The 14,767-nt window shown below is 36.1% G+C and carries 13 protein-coding genes; 3 read left to right on the top strand and 10 right to left on the bottom strand.

The window, feature by feature from the left end:
- Positions 1-77: 77 nt before the first annotated feature.
- The 3 genes from dut to tnpC all read left to right on the top strand — a co-directional run bounded on the left by dut (position 78) and on the right by tnpC (position 2,122).
- Complete coding sequence (gene dut, locus WKH12_RS01130) at positions 78-539, top strand: dUTP diphosphatase (RefSeq protein ID WP_264688252.1); 462 nt, start codon at positions 78-80, stop codon at positions 537-539.
- A gap of 228 nt (positions 540-767) precedes the next feature.
- Positions 768-1,013 (top strand): DUF6444 domain-containing protein, encoded by a 246-nt coding sequence (locus tag WKH12_RS01125; RefSeq protein ID WP_434732437.1) that lies wholly within the window; start codon positions 768-770, stop codon positions 1,011-1,013.
- Positions 995-2,122, top strand: coding sequence for an IS66 family transposase (gene tnpC, locus WKH12_RS01120; RefSeq protein ID WP_434732436.1), 1,128 nt, complete (start codon positions 995-997; stop codon positions 2,120-2,122). The genes WKH12_RS01125 and tnpC overlap by 19 nt, the downstream gene beginning before the upstream one ends.
- Before the next feature lie 37 nt (positions 2,123-2,159).
- Here the strand turns inward: tnpC and uvrC are convergent, their stop codons facing one another.
- The 10 genes from uvrC to WKH12_RS01070 form a co-directional block, all read right to left on the bottom strand.
- The gene (gene uvrC / locus WKH12_RS01115; RefSeq protein ID WP_434732435.1) at positions 2,160-3,980 is read right to left on the bottom strand and encodes an excinuclease ABC subunit UvrC; all 1,821 of its coding nucleotides are present in this window, start codon (positions 3,978-3,980) and stop codon (positions 2,160-2,162) included.
- Positions 3,981-3,987: 7 nt separating this feature from the next.
- Complete coding sequence (gene glyS / locus WKH12_RS01110) at positions 3,988-6,081, bottom strand: glycine--tRNA ligase subunit beta (RefSeq protein WP_434732434.1); 2,094 nt, start codon at positions 6,079-6,081, stop codon at positions 3,988-3,990.
- A 3-nt stretch (positions 6,082-6,084) separates the two neighbouring features.
- The gene (locus WKH12_RS01105) at positions 6,085-6,924 is read right to left on the bottom strand and encodes a glycine--tRNA ligase subunit alpha (RefSeq protein WP_253307313.1); all 840 of its coding nucleotides are present in this window, start codon (positions 6,922-6,924) and stop codon (positions 6,085-6,087) included.
- Between the two features lie 44 nt (positions 6,925-6,968).
- The gene (locus WKH12_RS01100) at positions 6,969-7,727 is read right to left on the bottom strand and encodes a phosphatidylglycerophosphatase (protein WP_341822773.1); all 759 of its coding nucleotides are present in this window, start codon (positions 7,725-7,727) and stop codon (positions 6,969-6,971) included.
- 137 nt (positions 7,728-7,864) lie between these two features.
- Positions 7,865-8,869, bottom strand: coding sequence for a porphobilinogen synthase (gene hemB / locus WKH12_RS01095; protein ID WP_434732433.1), 1,005 nt, complete (start codon positions 8,867-8,869; stop codon positions 7,865-7,867).
- Positions 8,862-9,887 (bottom strand): NADH-quinone oxidoreductase subunit NuoH, encoded by a 1,026-nt coding sequence (gene nuoH / locus WKH12_RS01090; RefSeq protein WP_264687804.1) that lies wholly within the window; start codon positions 9,885-9,887, stop codon positions 8,862-8,864. The genes hemB and nuoH overlap by 8 nt, the downstream gene beginning before the upstream one ends.
- On the bottom strand, positions 9,871-11,919 hold the full coding sequence (gene nuoG, locus WKH12_RS01085) for an NADH-quinone oxidoreductase subunit NuoG (protein WP_434732432.1): 2,049 nt from the start codon (positions 11,917-11,919) through the stop codon (positions 9,871-9,873). The genes nuoH and nuoG overlap by 17 nt, the downstream gene beginning before the upstream one ends.
- 5 nt (positions 11,920-11,924) lie before the next feature.
- Entirely contained in the window at positions 11,925-12,137 is a 213-nt protein-coding gene (locus WKH12_RS01080) for a hypothetical protein (RefSeq protein ID WP_006015760.1), read from the bottom strand.
- A 245-nt stretch (positions 12,138-12,382) separates the two neighbouring features.
- The gene (locus WKH12_RS01075) at positions 12,383-13,885 is read right to left on the bottom strand and encodes a leucyl aminopeptidase (protein WP_434732431.1); all 1,503 of its coding nucleotides are present in this window, start codon (positions 13,883-13,885) and stop codon (positions 12,383-12,385) included.
- Positions 13,886-13,981: 96 nt separating this feature from the next.
- Entirely contained in the window at positions 13,982-14,632 is a 651-nt protein-coding gene (locus WKH12_RS01070) for a protocatechuate 3,4-dioxygenase (RefSeq protein WP_434732430.1), read from the bottom strand.
- Positions 14,633-14,767 lie beyond the last annotated feature (135 nt).

Here is a 14,767-nt window from a genome sequence, read left to right as displayed (position 1 = left end):
TTTACGATGTAACATTTATTACTTTTGCAGATACAATTTACATGCTATAATTGAATCTTCATAGTTGGTAAATTGGAGTGCAAAGAAGTAAAATTAAAGTAGAAATAAAGAGATTATCACACGGAGAAGACTTGTCTCTTCCATGTTATGCAACTACGCAGAGTGCTGGTATGGATCTTTATGCTGCATTGAATGACTCTGCTGTTTTAAATCCACTTGAGAGATTACTTGTTCCAACTGGAATTGTGATTGCAATACCAAACGGTTTTGAGGGGCAAATCCGCCCACGTTCTGGTCTTGCTGCAAAACATGGAATCACTGTCTTAAATTCTCCGGGCACTATAGACTCTGATTATCGAGGTGAGGTGAAGATTTGCCTAATTAATCTAAGTAATCAGTCGTATGAGATAAAAAGAGGAGATAGAATTGCACAAATCCTTATTTCTCCTGTGTCTCAGGTAATTTGGGATGACAGAGAAGAATTCTGCACAGAAGAAACCGGTCGCAATGCAGGGGGCTTTGGCTCAAGTGGTAGGTAACTTACGAAAAAGCTTGACTATGGTGTCATCCCAGTCTGGGATCCAGCTAAGTTGGTAAGCATAAAAGCAGCCGTTTTATGTTAAAATACAACGTTTTGATGATTATGAAAAGGCTGGATCCCAGACTGGAATGACACCACCTGCCAGTAACCGTTCACGGAGATAAGGTGGTTTACAAAGTAAGTATAAAAGTGTAAAGAGATAGGAAGCTAAATATGGAATGGGTAAATGACAACAGTGCTGCAAGAAAAGGTTGTAGCAGAAAACGCTAATCTCAAGGAAGAAATAAAAGCACTGATCAGAGAAAATGATAGCTTGAAAGCAAAAATAGTTGAATTAGAAGACAAATTGGGCTTAAATTCGCAAAATTCATCGCTGCCACCATCACGAGATATATATCGTAAGAAAGCAAAAAGAAAAGTGATAAAAAACCAGGAGGTCAGCCAGGACATAAGGTGCATAAGCGTGAATTAATGGCTGCAGACGAGGTAGTGAGATGCACAATTGATACAATTTGTATGTGTGGAGGTAAGATTACTTTAGAAGATGAAATTATTCATCAGAAGGCAGAGTTGCCAGAAATTAAGCCAATTGTAACTGAGTACAGGTTGCAAAGAGGAGATTGTAGAGTATGTAATAAAAGAATTACAGCAAATTTACCCGAAGGTGTTGCAAGAGATTTTCTAGGACCCAATGCTAAAACAGTTATAAGCAGCCTTAGCGGCTTTTTTATTAACTCAAAAAGAGAGGTACAGCAAATTTTGGGCAGTATTTTTAATCTAAATATAAGCCTTGGTTTAGTCTCAAATACTGAACGCAGGGTATCGAAGAAGTGTGCATCTGAATATGAGAAAATGAAGGAAGAGTTGCAAGGAAGCGAGTATTTGCATATAGACGAAACAGGGCACAGAAATCAAGGAAAGAGAGGCTGGAGTTGGGTAATAACAAACAAAGCGTTGACACTTCTGAAGGTAAGCGAGTCTCGTGGTAAGAAGGTGTTGAAGAGTTTACTGCCAGAATATGATGGTATATTTGTGAGCGATAGATACGCTGTATACAATTACTTCAATCGTGAAAATAGACAGATATGTTGGGCACATCTGGCAAGAGATTTTGAGAGATTTGCCCATAGTAAAAATGTTGAAGTGAGCAAAATTGGCCAAGCACTAAAATCGCTCAGCAATAAGGTGTTTGTAGTAGATAAGGCAAAAAAACAAAATTTGATAGATAATTTGAGATTTTATCGACTGGTGGGAAAAATTCGGAAAAGGGTAAAACATTTTTTACGTAAAATGACGAGGGTTGCAAATAGCACTCAAGCTTCAAGAATGGCCGCTAAGATGTTACGATCTGAGGATATGATGTGGAAGTTTTTAAGAAAACCTGAAGTGATAGAAACAACTAATAACCTTGCAGAACGGCAAATTAGACGGTACGTAATTTATCGTAAAAACAGCTTTTTCACCTGGTCAGAACGTGGAGAAAGATTCGTGGAAAGAATGTTGTCGATATTTTTGACATCACGTCTAAATGGCCAGAACCCCTTTCAAAAGCTACAGAATCTAGTAGCTGTCACTGCTTAGTTCTTTAATTCATTCTCACAATCCGTGAACGGTTACGTCAGGTTAAGAGCACTCCTCTCTTATAATTCACGTATTTAAGAATGACTTCTGCTAAACCTTTACTAATTCCATGTACGTTTTGAATTTCAGCCAGAGAAGCTTTGCTTATATTTTTCACTGAACCAAAATAAGACATCAACGCCTTTTTCCTTTTGTTGCCAATGCCGGGTATTTTGCTTAATTGTGAAACTATAAACTGTTTATCGCGTTTTTTTCTATGTGAAGTTATCGCAAAACGGTGGGCTTCATTACGCAGCAATTGTAAGTAAAGCATGACTTTGCTGTCATTTGCCAGACTGAATTCTTCCCTGCCCAGCATATAAAATGTTTCATTTCCTGCGTTACGATTAGGACCTTTTGCCATACAAGCAAAAGGAACGTTTATATTCAATACTTCCAGTACATTCTGTACTATGGAAACATGTCCTGGTCCACCATCAATCAGTAAAAAATCAGGTATTATGCCTTTTATATTGCCGGAGAAACGTCTGGTTAGCACTTCCCTCATCATTTTATAGTCATCGCCTGAAAATTTTTCCTTTATAGTAAATTTTCTGTACTCACTTTTTAAAAAACCCTCCTGCCCTGCAACAACCATTACACCAATTTGTTGATTTCCAAATATATGGCTATTGTCATAAACCTCAATACGCTTTGGAATGTTTGGTAACAAGAAGATTTTGCTAAGCTCCTCAAGCTTTTCTAGGTTATTTCTATAATCGATAAGCTTCTGCTCTAAGCTATGCTGAGAGTTATCATAAACAAATTTCAATAAATCACGCTCTTTTTTATTCTTTGCATGCAGAACTTTTACTGGCTTTTGAGCAACCTTATGTAGTGCTTGTTCTATAATTTCCTTATCCACAATAGAATCTGGAACGTAAATTTGTATTGGAGGTATGTTAGCTGAATTATAAAAATTGACCAAAAAGGTGGATAAAATTTCATCATTTGAGTGATCACTACAGTTCTCGGCAAAGTAAGGAGTGCTGCCGTAGTTGTCTTTATTTCTGAACGATAACACACTAATACATGCTAGATCCTCTTCACGTACAATACTGAAGAAATCTGCATCTTTTTCAAAAGAAAAATCCGTGTGCTGTATTTGAATTTGCTCAAGAAACTTTACTCGATCTCTATATATAGCAGCAAGCTCATAGTTTTCTTCACTGCTGCACTTTCTCATTGTGAAAAGTAACTGTTCTTTCACTTCCTTATTTCTTCCAAGCAATGTATTTCGTGCCTGTTTTACTGATTGGCAGTAGTCGTCTTTTGTGATTTTGTTTATGCATGGTGCTGAGCAGCGCTTAATTTGATATTCAATACATGGTCTTTTTGTTGAGGAAAAGTATTGATCTGAACATACTCTTAGGAGAAAAGCTTTTTGCAATGACAATATAGTTTGCTTAACAGCAGCGGCAGATGTAAAGGGACCATAATAATGAAACTCATTCTTCTTAAATTTGCCTCTATATTTTGCTATTCTTGGATAATCGTGCTTGGAAATTGTTATATAAGGATAAAATTTTCCATCCTTGAGCACAATATTATAAAGTGGTTTCAATGATTTTATTAACTGTGCTTCAAGAAGCAGTGCTTCGATTTCATTCTCAGTGATGAATATTTCAACCTTAACAACCTGTGAGAGCATAACTCTAATTCGTTCAGAAAGGTTTTCGAATTGAAGGTAGTCAGATAATCTCGATTTCAAGTTTTTTGCTTTACCAATGTATAAAACTTTATCCTTATCTCCAATCATCTTATACACACCACAAGACTGCGGAGATAATTTTATCTGTTCTTTATATTGCTTGAACATTTATCCATTACTTGACTTGTATGAGGTTAAAATCTGCTACTAAATGAAAGACGGAAACTACATTTTCAAGCAAAGATAATCTGTTTCTTCTCAGCTTATCAGAATCACAGTTAATCTTTACACTGTCCATAAACTGATTGATAAACGGAGCAAAACCAGCAAGTTCATCAAGCGCTGCATTAAAGTGGTTATTTTTTATCGCTTGTTTTATGTTTTTACAAGCAGTTATAGCACAATTTGATAGCGCAATTTCTTCATTTTCAATCAAAAATCTCTTACCGTAAGATGCACTATAAGTAGTGCCATCACTTTTCCTTACTTTGCTCATCATGTTACTGACTCTTTTGTAAGTGCTTAGAATCTGTTCACCTTCTGGCGTACTAAGATAACGATCCAATATAACAGTTTGCTTTTCTGCTGTCAGCAGATCATTAATATCGATTTTATATAGTATTGAATCTACGACATCTTGCCTTATATCTCTATTTTTTAAAATAACCTTGAATCTTTCTAAGCAGAATCTAAATACTAGTTCTGAAATTTGTTTTCTATTTGGCTTATCAACTGACGTTGTATTTTCATTAAATAGAAGCCTTGAATATAAAGATACTGACTTATCTATCAATAGCCTAATTGGAATATGCAAATTATTTTCAAGTATTGTTCTAATTATACTAATTGTCATTCTCCGCAAACCAAACTGATCATACGAACCAGAGATTTTCTCACCTGCTGCAATTAAACCAACTAAGCTATCCACTTTGTCTGCAATTGACACAGCAATTGCTGAAGGGGATTTAGGACACTCCTGCTCTGGCCCGATTGGCTTATAGTGTTCAGTTATAGCTTCCACTATTTCTCTATCTTCTTGAAAATAAGAAGCATAATATCCACCCATTACTCCTTGTAATTCTGGAAACTCTCTTACTATCGATGTTACCAAATCAGCTTTTGCCAAATATGCAGCACGTTCAACTTTTATCAGCGAAGCATGTGGAATAAATATAGCTATATACTTTGACAGAGACGTAATACGCTTCACCTTTTCCCCCACGCTGCCAAGAAAAGCATGAAATAATATCGAACCCAATTTTTTGACATAATGATCCAGATCTTCCTTTTTGTCCTGAGATATCAAAAATTGTGCATCAGCAAGACGTGCTTCTAATATTCTTTCGTGTCCTTTAACAACTTCACCATTGTTGACGTTGACAACAGTGACAAAGTGTGAAATTCTCTTTCCATTACTTAAAGCAAGATATTTTTGCTGCGTATTAATTATACTAAGAATTACTTCCTTCGGTAATCCAAATGACTTTTCTTGATTCACTTCACCAAACAGTACGATTGGCCACTCTATAAGCCCTGTCAATTCATTTAGTAAATAATCATTTTTCTCAAGTTGTAAATTCTGCTCTTTTGTGAATTTATTAATCTGATCTAGTATAAATTGCTTTCTTTTGTCCATCTGGAGAATTACGCTGTTTTTTTCTAGCAATTCAAAATAGTCTTTAGGTGCTTTAATAGTTAACGTCGCATCACTTGAGAGAAATCGATGGCCATATGTTGTGTTAGATGCTGTGATCCCTGCAAAAGACACAGGTATTATTTCGTCATTTAAAATGCATAAAATGTTTTTAATTGGCCTAACCCACCTTTCTTTTCCTTCGCCCCATCTCATGCTCTTCAACCAAGAAAAGTTTTTGAGCATTTCCTCCAGTTGATTTTTGAGGAATTCTCTGATGTTAAATGAGCAGCTTTCTCTTTTAATGAAGTAAAAATCCTCATTATTTACTTTTCGAACGAGCAAATCTTCTTCATTTTTCTGATATTTTCTTAAAAAACCTTCGATAGCACTTTTTGGTGCGTTAATGTTTGGTCCCTTAACTTCGTTATTGGAATCCTTTAGCTCCAAAGCATTTATGTTGTCAACAAATAGGGTAATGCGACGTGCCGTTACAAAAACCTCCATTGATGTAAATTTTACATTATTTTTGTTAAAAACATTGGCAATACAGCTCTTAACTTGAGTTGCAGCTATATTCTGCATTCTCGATGGTATTTCTTCTGAAAGGCACTCAAATAACAACTGCAACGACATACGCTATTTACTCATGTACAATTCGCAACATTTTTTTGTCAGCTCTCTAACTCTACCAATATGCGCTGTACGTTCATTGACACCAAGCACACCTCTTGCATCAAGCAGATTAAGTAGGTGACTAGTTTTAATACATTGGTCATAAGCTGCAATTGGTAGCTCCTTTTCAATAAGGAACTTACATAATTTTTCCGTATCTTCAAATTGCTGCTGTACCACTTTAGTATCATAATAATCTAACGCTAGATAAGAAAATTCATATTCTCTTTGTTTAAAAATATCTCCGTAAGTTACACCGTTATCGTTCCAAGTTATATCGTAAACATTATCTACACCTTGTATGCACATTGCTAAACGTTCCAACCCATATGCCACCTCACCAGGAATCATCTTGCAGTCAATCCCTCCAACTTGCTGTATATAAGTAAGCTGTGTTACTTCCATTCCATTGCATGTAACTTCCCATCCAAGTCCTGATGCACCAACACTTGGGTTTTCCCAATCATCTTCAACAAACTTAATATCATATTTTTCTGTAGATATGCCAAGAGCTTTTAAGCTATCTAAATAGACGTTTTGTAAATTATTACCAGATGGCTTTATTATAACTTGATATTGGTGATGTTGATACAAGCGATTAGGATTATCACTATAGCGTCCATCTGCTGGCCTAATTACTGGTTGTAGATATGCAATTTTTGTCGGTTTTGTATCAATTGCAGACATAATTGTTGCAGGATGTAATGTACCAGCACCAACTTCAGATGTGTATGGGTGAAGTATAACGCACCCTTCACCAGCCCAAAAATCTTGCAACTCTTTTATTATACTTTGTAAATTCACACAAATTGCACACTTTTTATACTAAATATATAAATAAATAAGTACTATTCAATATTTATTTTTTTTGCAGCACTATGTAAATAATCACCTAAAACTGCTGAACTTTCCCTCACATACTGAATTATGCTTTTATTTAGGACAATTGCATCATGCATAGTTAAATCGCAGAATATAAATGCTGTTAAATACAGTAAAATCACCGCATAAAATGTGTGAAAAATCCCCTCAAATGTAATTGAAATTGCATTATTATAGCTGAGTTGTATTGAACTTATTGGCCATGGTTTTATCACTTCTACGACATTAAAAAATACGTAAGGTATCATAAGAAAAAAGAAAAAGTGCATAAAATCATTAAACCAAAATGGGCATTGAAACATCTGCTTACATATACTCCCATAGAGTTTACTTACAGTATAATAAATTGACATTATTGCTGGCATTGAAAGTGCTACAGTCAATACTTGCCCTGACGCTATTTGTATTACTATTTCTTCACCACTGTTTGCTGAAGGGTCCTGAGCATGAAAAATAAATATTCCAATTAATTGTATTACTAACATAACTATTGCCAATTTTGTAAAAACAGCAGCTACAACTATTCCTGAATTTGGCATTTTATATAGTAAATATTCGCCTCCATATGTAAAAATCAATATAACATCGACAATAAATAATATTAAAAAAGAAGACCAATAGTTCTGCCAACCTGGTAAATATCCTATTCCCAAAAAAGAGCTTACTGTTTTGGCAGGAAAAACCTTACCTAGCATCTTTCCCAAAAATTTAAAAAAAATCCCCATGCTCTAAGTAACACTTGGTTTATATTATTTATAATACTGTATTGTAACGGACTTATCAATAACTTAAAACATGTATTGGAAAATTTTAGGTAATATGCAGCAACAGTAGAAGAACATGCGCCAAAAATTTAGTAATTTTATAGGGCTTGTGCACTTAAATTTTTTGCAATATCAAGTGCAGCGTAAGTGAATATTGCACTTGCACCCGCACGTTTGAAACCAATCAAAGATTCATAAATCACCTTGTCATAATCTAGCCAGCCATTATTTGCAGCAGCTTTTATCATTGCGTACTCACCGCTTACTTGGTAAGCAAAAATCGGAAAATTAAACTTATCACTTGCTGTTTTGATAATATCCAAATATGGCATACCTGGTTTAATCATAATAAAATCTGCACCTTCATTTATATCCATTTCAATTTCGCACATTGCTTCGTGCGCATTTTTATAATCCATTTGATAACCACTTTTGTCTATAGAATGTGATAGCCCACATGAACCAACGACTTGCCTGAATGGAGCATAGAAGCTAGAGCAATATTTCACCGCATAAGATAATATTAATACGTCTTGAAAGTTATTATCATCTAATGATTTTCTGATTCTTCCTATTCTACCATCCATCATATCAGAAGGAGCAACTATATCACATCCTGCCTTCGCTAAAGCAAGTGCTTGCTTACACAGTACTGATATAGTTTCATCGTTTTCTACATCCATCTGATTATCTTTTAAAATGCCGTCATAGCCATGAATAGTGTATGGATCCAGTGCAACGTCTGCAATAATACCAATTTCAGGTACCTTTAATTTTACAGCACGGATTGCTTTGCAGATTAAGTTGTCAGAATTATATGCTCCCTCAGCGTTTTCAGATTTTAGTTTACTATCAACTACAGGAAAAATTGCAACAGCATTAATTCCTAAATCTTTAGCTTCCTTAACTATAGACACTAATCCATCTATTGAATAACACTTTACGTCTGGTAAGCCAGAAATTGGTTCAGTTGTTTCTTTTCTGTCGTGAACAAACAGAGGAAGAACCAGATCATTTACTGATAGACTATTTTCACTTGTTAAATTGCGAACCCATTTGCTCGAGCGCCTGCGCCTTAATCTTGTATTTGGAAAATTAAACATTGGACCCAGGTAAATTCCCAGTAAAGAGCAACACTCCTGAAATGAGTACCACCCAAAGCACCGATATTGGCAGAAACACTTTCCAACCAAGACGCATTAGCTGATCATATCGATAACGAGGTATTGTTGCTCTAATCCAAATAAATACGAACAAAAGTATAACTATCTTCAAAACGAACCAAATCAAACCTGGAATTTTGTAAAGTAAACTGAACTCCAGCGGCGGATACCATCCTCCTAGAAAGAATATCGTCATCATAGCACTTGCTAGAATCATATTTGCATATTCTCCAAGAAAAAAGAGGGCAAAAGGCATGGATGAATATTCAACGTTATATCCAGAGACAAGCTCTGCTTCAGCTTCTGGTAAATCAAATGGGTGACGATTAGTTTCTGCAAGCAAAGAAATAAAAAATATTATTCCTATAGGCATTAGTAGCAAATCAACCCAAAATGGCATGTTGTGTTTCGCTACCACCATCTCTCCAAGGTTCAACGTACCAGTTGTAACAACAACTGTAGCAACTATTAAGCCTATTGAAACTTCATATGAAATCATCTGAGCAGCCGACCGTATAGCGCCAAGAAATGCATAATTAGAATTGCTTGACCAGCCTGCAATAATTACGCCGTATACTCCCAGCGACGATATAGCTAGCACATAAAGCACTCCAACATTAATATTTGCTATAACCTTAGGAATCACTACTTGCTGGCCATTTTCTACAATTACTTCAGCACCAAACGGTATAACTGCCCAGGCAATTAATGCCAAGATAAAGGTAAGCATTGGAGCCATAATGAACAGTATGGTGCTCGCTCTAAATGGTATTATCGGCTCTTTAATCAGTAGCTTAATAGCATCTGCAAATGGCTGCAATAGCCCAAAAGGTCCAACTACACTTGGGCCGTGTCTCAGTTGAATTGCACCAATAACCTTACGCTCAAAGTATACCAAGTACGCAACTGAAAGTAGTAGCGGTACTAAAATAAATAAAATATTAACTAGCGTGTTCATAAAAAGCTTTAGTACAATCTGCCATTATTTTTGAAGCGCGACTTATTGAATCCGTCATATAAAAATTACACTCCTTTAAAGTGAAAGGTGTATTACTTAAGCTTATCCCATCATTGCTAATTGGCACCCATGTGTTTTTTACCACTTGATCGGCATTTCTAAACTGTGGACCGATAGTATCTAATTTTTTTCTCACATCAAATAAACTATCATACGGTAAAGAAAGGTCTAAATATTGTGAAAGATTTTTAATAATTAACCAATCCTCCTTTGCTTCACCAGGTGGGAATACAGCTAAATTTGTTCTTTGCACTCGACCTTCAGTGTTTACATAAGTTGCATATTTTTCTGTATATGCAGCACCAGGCAAGATAACATCTGCCACATGTGCACCCTTATCACCGTGATGACCTTGATAAATTACAAATGTATTTTCTAATTTTGATGTATCAATTTCATCTGCACCAAGAAGATAAACCACTTCTATGTCACCACTTTCTGCATTTTCCAGTATCTGATTAGTGTCTTTTCCACCTTTTTCAGGAACAAACCCAACGTCCAGACCACCAACTCTTGCTGCAGCTTTATGCAGCATATTAAAGCCATTCCAGTCGTCTCTGACCATGTTAAATTTTTCTGCAATTTTGCCAGCTAGAACTAGAACTGATTCAGAATCATCTCTTACTAATGCATCTTGACCAATGATCAGCATAGGGTTTTGAGCAGCTACCAGCAGCTCGCAGAATTTATGATTTCCATTTGCTATTTTACTCAAAACATCAGGATTATCGCCCAATTTCTCAACATGATACAAATATTCAATGTTAGGACCAACACTTGCAATAGGAAAGTTACCCTGTAAATATCTCTTTCTCAATCTTACATTAATGATCGGTGCTTCTATCCTTGGATTTGTATTTATAAGCAGACACAAATCTGCATTCTCTATACCCTGGGTAGTGGTATTGAACACATAAGATCCGCGATTACTTGGTATAAGCTTTGCACCATCTTGCCTGCAGTCTATATTCCCCGAGCCGAGCTTCTGCATCACTTCTTTGAGTAGAAGCATAGACTCACAATCTGCTAAATCACCTGCAATTGCAGCTATTTTATTTGATTTTGTATTCTTTAATTTCTTTGCAGCAATAGTTAATGCTTCATTCCAATCAACTGGGGCTAATTTACCATCTTTTTTTACATAAGGTTGATCAAGACGCTGAACTTTTAGTCCATCATAGGCAAAGCGGGTTTTATCTGATATCCATTCTTCATTTACCTCTTCGCTCAGTCTTGGTAATATTCGCATAACTTCCAGGCCACGATAATCAACTCTAATGCTACTTCCCACAGCATCTAGCACATCTATAGTCTCACAATGTGATAGCTCCCATGGACGCGCTGTAAAGGAGTAAGGCTTTGAAGTTAAAGCCCCTACCGGGCAGAGATCTATGATATTTCCAGATAATTCAGAACTAATATGCCTTTTTATGTAAGTGCTAATCTCTACATTTTCTCCCCTTCCGATTCCTCCAAGTTCATTTATACCTGCAACATCAGACAAAAATCTAACACACCGAGTGCAATGAATGCATCGATTCATCGCAGTCTCAATCAGTGGTCCGAAGTGTTTTTTTGGCACAGCCCTCTTATGCTCATCAAGTCTGCTGGTTCCTTTCCCATAAGCCATCGTGATATCTTGCAAATCGCATTCACCACCTTGATCGCAAATTGGGCAATCAAGCGGGTGGTTAATTAGCAAAAACTCAAGCACACCTTCACGTGCTTTTTTAACCTTAGGGGTATCAGTGTGAATAACCATCCCTTCTGCAATTGGCATTGCACAAGAGGCTACTGGTTTTGGAGGCCCACCCTCAACTTCAACCAAACACATTCTGCAGTTACCAGCAATTGCTAAACGCTCATGATAACAAAAACGTGGAATTTCAACGCCCACGACTTCACAAGCTTGAATTATAGTGAGCCCATGCTCTACTTCACATTCCTTAGAATTAATAGTAACTTTAACCACAACTATTATACAGCTTCCCACTTTATAGGATTGCCGCTTACCTCATCTTCAACCAGATTGCCGTTGTCATATTGAGCAGACATATAATTCATGCGCGAGTCACGATCTATATATCTAACAGGTTTTACCGGTTTATCTTTATACATTTTTTGCTCGGCCTTCTTACGCTGAGTAGGGTTATTTTTACTAGCTGTCTTTGCTTTCCCACCTACTGCCATATAAACTCCTAAAAACTTTTCATTCTATTTTAACACTTAAGTATATAGCGTCAATATTTAATAACTTTAAAATTTCAATAGATCTCTTATTATAATCATTGTTTAAATAAAAAGTTACTCCTTGATATCATTCCAGTGCTTGACCAGAAAAAAAGAAATATGCATCAGCTACTTTCATTTGCTGCGCCTCGAAAATAAACGTTCATGTAGCTGTGAGTCAAGCCATAAATCCAGTATAAAGACCTTTAATCATTGGCTTCGTAGTACTTTTTAACCAACTTATTAAGTAACCTTACACCAAAACCTACTGCTCCTCTTGGATAAATGTCAGTACCTTTTTCGTGCCAAGCAGTGCCTGCGATATCTAAATGTGCCCAGCAAGTTTCATTCACAAAACGCTGTAAAAACTGTGCAGCCATTATGCTATCTCCACCAGAGCCTGCAGGAGCGATGTTTTGAACATCAGCAATCGGTGAATCAATAATTTTGTCATAAGTTTCATTCATAGGAAAACGCCATAACTTCTCACTTACTTCATTTCCTGCATCAATCAGACGGTTTGCTAATTCATCATTATTTGAAAAAAGACCAGCATATTCGTTATTTCCAAGTGCAACCACTATAGCACCAGTTAAAGTTGCAAGATCAATCATAAATTTTGGTGAGAATCTGTCTTGCGTATACCATAAAGCATCTGCAAGTATGAGCCTTCCTTCTGCATCGGTGTTCAACACTTCTATCGTCTGTCCAGACATTGAAGTTACTACATCACTCGGCCTTTGAGCATTACCACCCACTGCATTCTCTGCAAGTGCAACCACGCCGATTGCATTTACTTTTGCTTTTCGTCCTGCTAAAGCATGCATCACCCCAACTACAGCAGCAGAGCCTGCCATGTCATATTTCATCGACTCCATACCACGTGAAGGTTTGAGTGATACTCCACCAGTGTCAAACGTTATACCTTTACCAACAAAAGCTATTGGCTTTTGTTCTTTAGAAGCCCCATTCCATTTTATCACTACTAATTTTGGTTCTTTACTACTTCCTTGTGCGACTCCAAGCAAGGCTCCCATTTTTTTCTCTTCCATCTGCTTTTTATCAAGCACTTCGATTTCAAGACCAAGCTTAGTAAGCTCTTTTTTTATATGATCAGCATAGGATTCTGGATATAGAATGTTAGGAGGCTCTGTTATAAAAGAGCGCGCAAGGAATATACTCTCACCTTCTTGCCTTGAGTGCTCAAATGATCTTTCAGCATTACTTAATTGCTCATCTTTTACTAATACGGTAATTTCCTCTACCTCTGTAATTTTCTCATCCTTTTTAGTTTTATACTTATCAAACTTAAAACTACGCAGAAACGCACCATATGCAACATTTGCTGCACTACCTTCGATTAAAATCGCTGCTTTCTTAATTTTTAATCTGCTTAGCTCACAATATATTTTACCACCAATATTTAATTCTTTATTTTCATTCCATTCATCCTTCTTACCAAGTCCAACAACTACAACGTTTTTTCCTTCTGGTAAAATGGTAGAAGAAAATTCACCAAAGCTTCCATTAAAATCGCTAAATTGCTTTATATTATCTATGATCTGTTTTCCTTGCAAAACTCTGCCATCATTTACGGTTTCGTTGTCCTCAAATAAACCCATTACTATTGTTTTAAAATCGGGCGAAATTTTAGAAATTGTTATTTTCATTGCTGGCATCTCCGTTGCAAATAATTGTAAACTGTACATAAAACATAGCAAAAACATCAGTAAGATATTTTTCATATACATCCTAAGTACAATAACATTCAAGTTTACTATGGACTACCTTACATGCAAGGGTTTTTATCTTTTATTAGAGAACTTATTATATCCACCCAAGGTAATGTTAAACGTATAGGTTTTTATGACCTGATCACTGTAAGTAAATGGTGTTATGAGAAGGCTTGCAAGCCCATTACTAACAAAATCTCCAAGAACAGGATCAGCACAATTATCGCAATTATGGTCAGCAAAAAACATTTGCGTTGTGAATTCTGGAAAATCTGGATGTTGAACTAGAAAGTTAATATGTGGAGCTCTCTCACCAATTTTACCAGGTGCTATCGTAATAAAATTATAATAGCCAAGATTATTCACTACAAACCTTCCTGATCCAGCAAAATTCGGATCGAGTTGATTATCCTCTATATTCTCATCGTAATGGTTCACGCCGCGTGAATTCGCGTGCCATATAGAAACTACAGCATTTTGTATTGGTAAACAGTTTATATCAGTAATTCTACCCACTATGTGTATTAATTCTCCTATTGCACTATTTGGAGAACCAGCTTTCCTTCTTAAATTGTTTGAAGAGCTAAAATTTTTTGGCCTTGCATCAAGGTCATATATTTCTGGAGTTTCAATGCAGTTGAGCAAAACAGGATCATCTGCAAATAGCGGCAAACTGAATACCGTTTGTACTAAAAGCGCTAATAAGATATTTTTCACATTCATTTCATTTATAATGCTTTTATTCAGATTATAGCAGCTTTTTTCTTTTGTTTAAAGATAAGACTTCCTTTGGAGCCGCTTTATTTCAGTGCATAAGCTGGTCCTTTTCGGATCTTAGCGCTGTGTACATAACTGCAC

It is taken from the genome of Wolbachia endosymbiont of Zygogramma bicolorata (genome assembly GCF_051130665.1).
GTDB lineage: Bacteria > Pseudomonadota > Alphaproteobacteria > Rickettsiales > Anaplasmataceae > Wolbachia.
The sequence above is the reverse complement of the archived record's forward strand: the minus strand, read 5'-3'. Positions and strand labels throughout refer to the sequence as shown.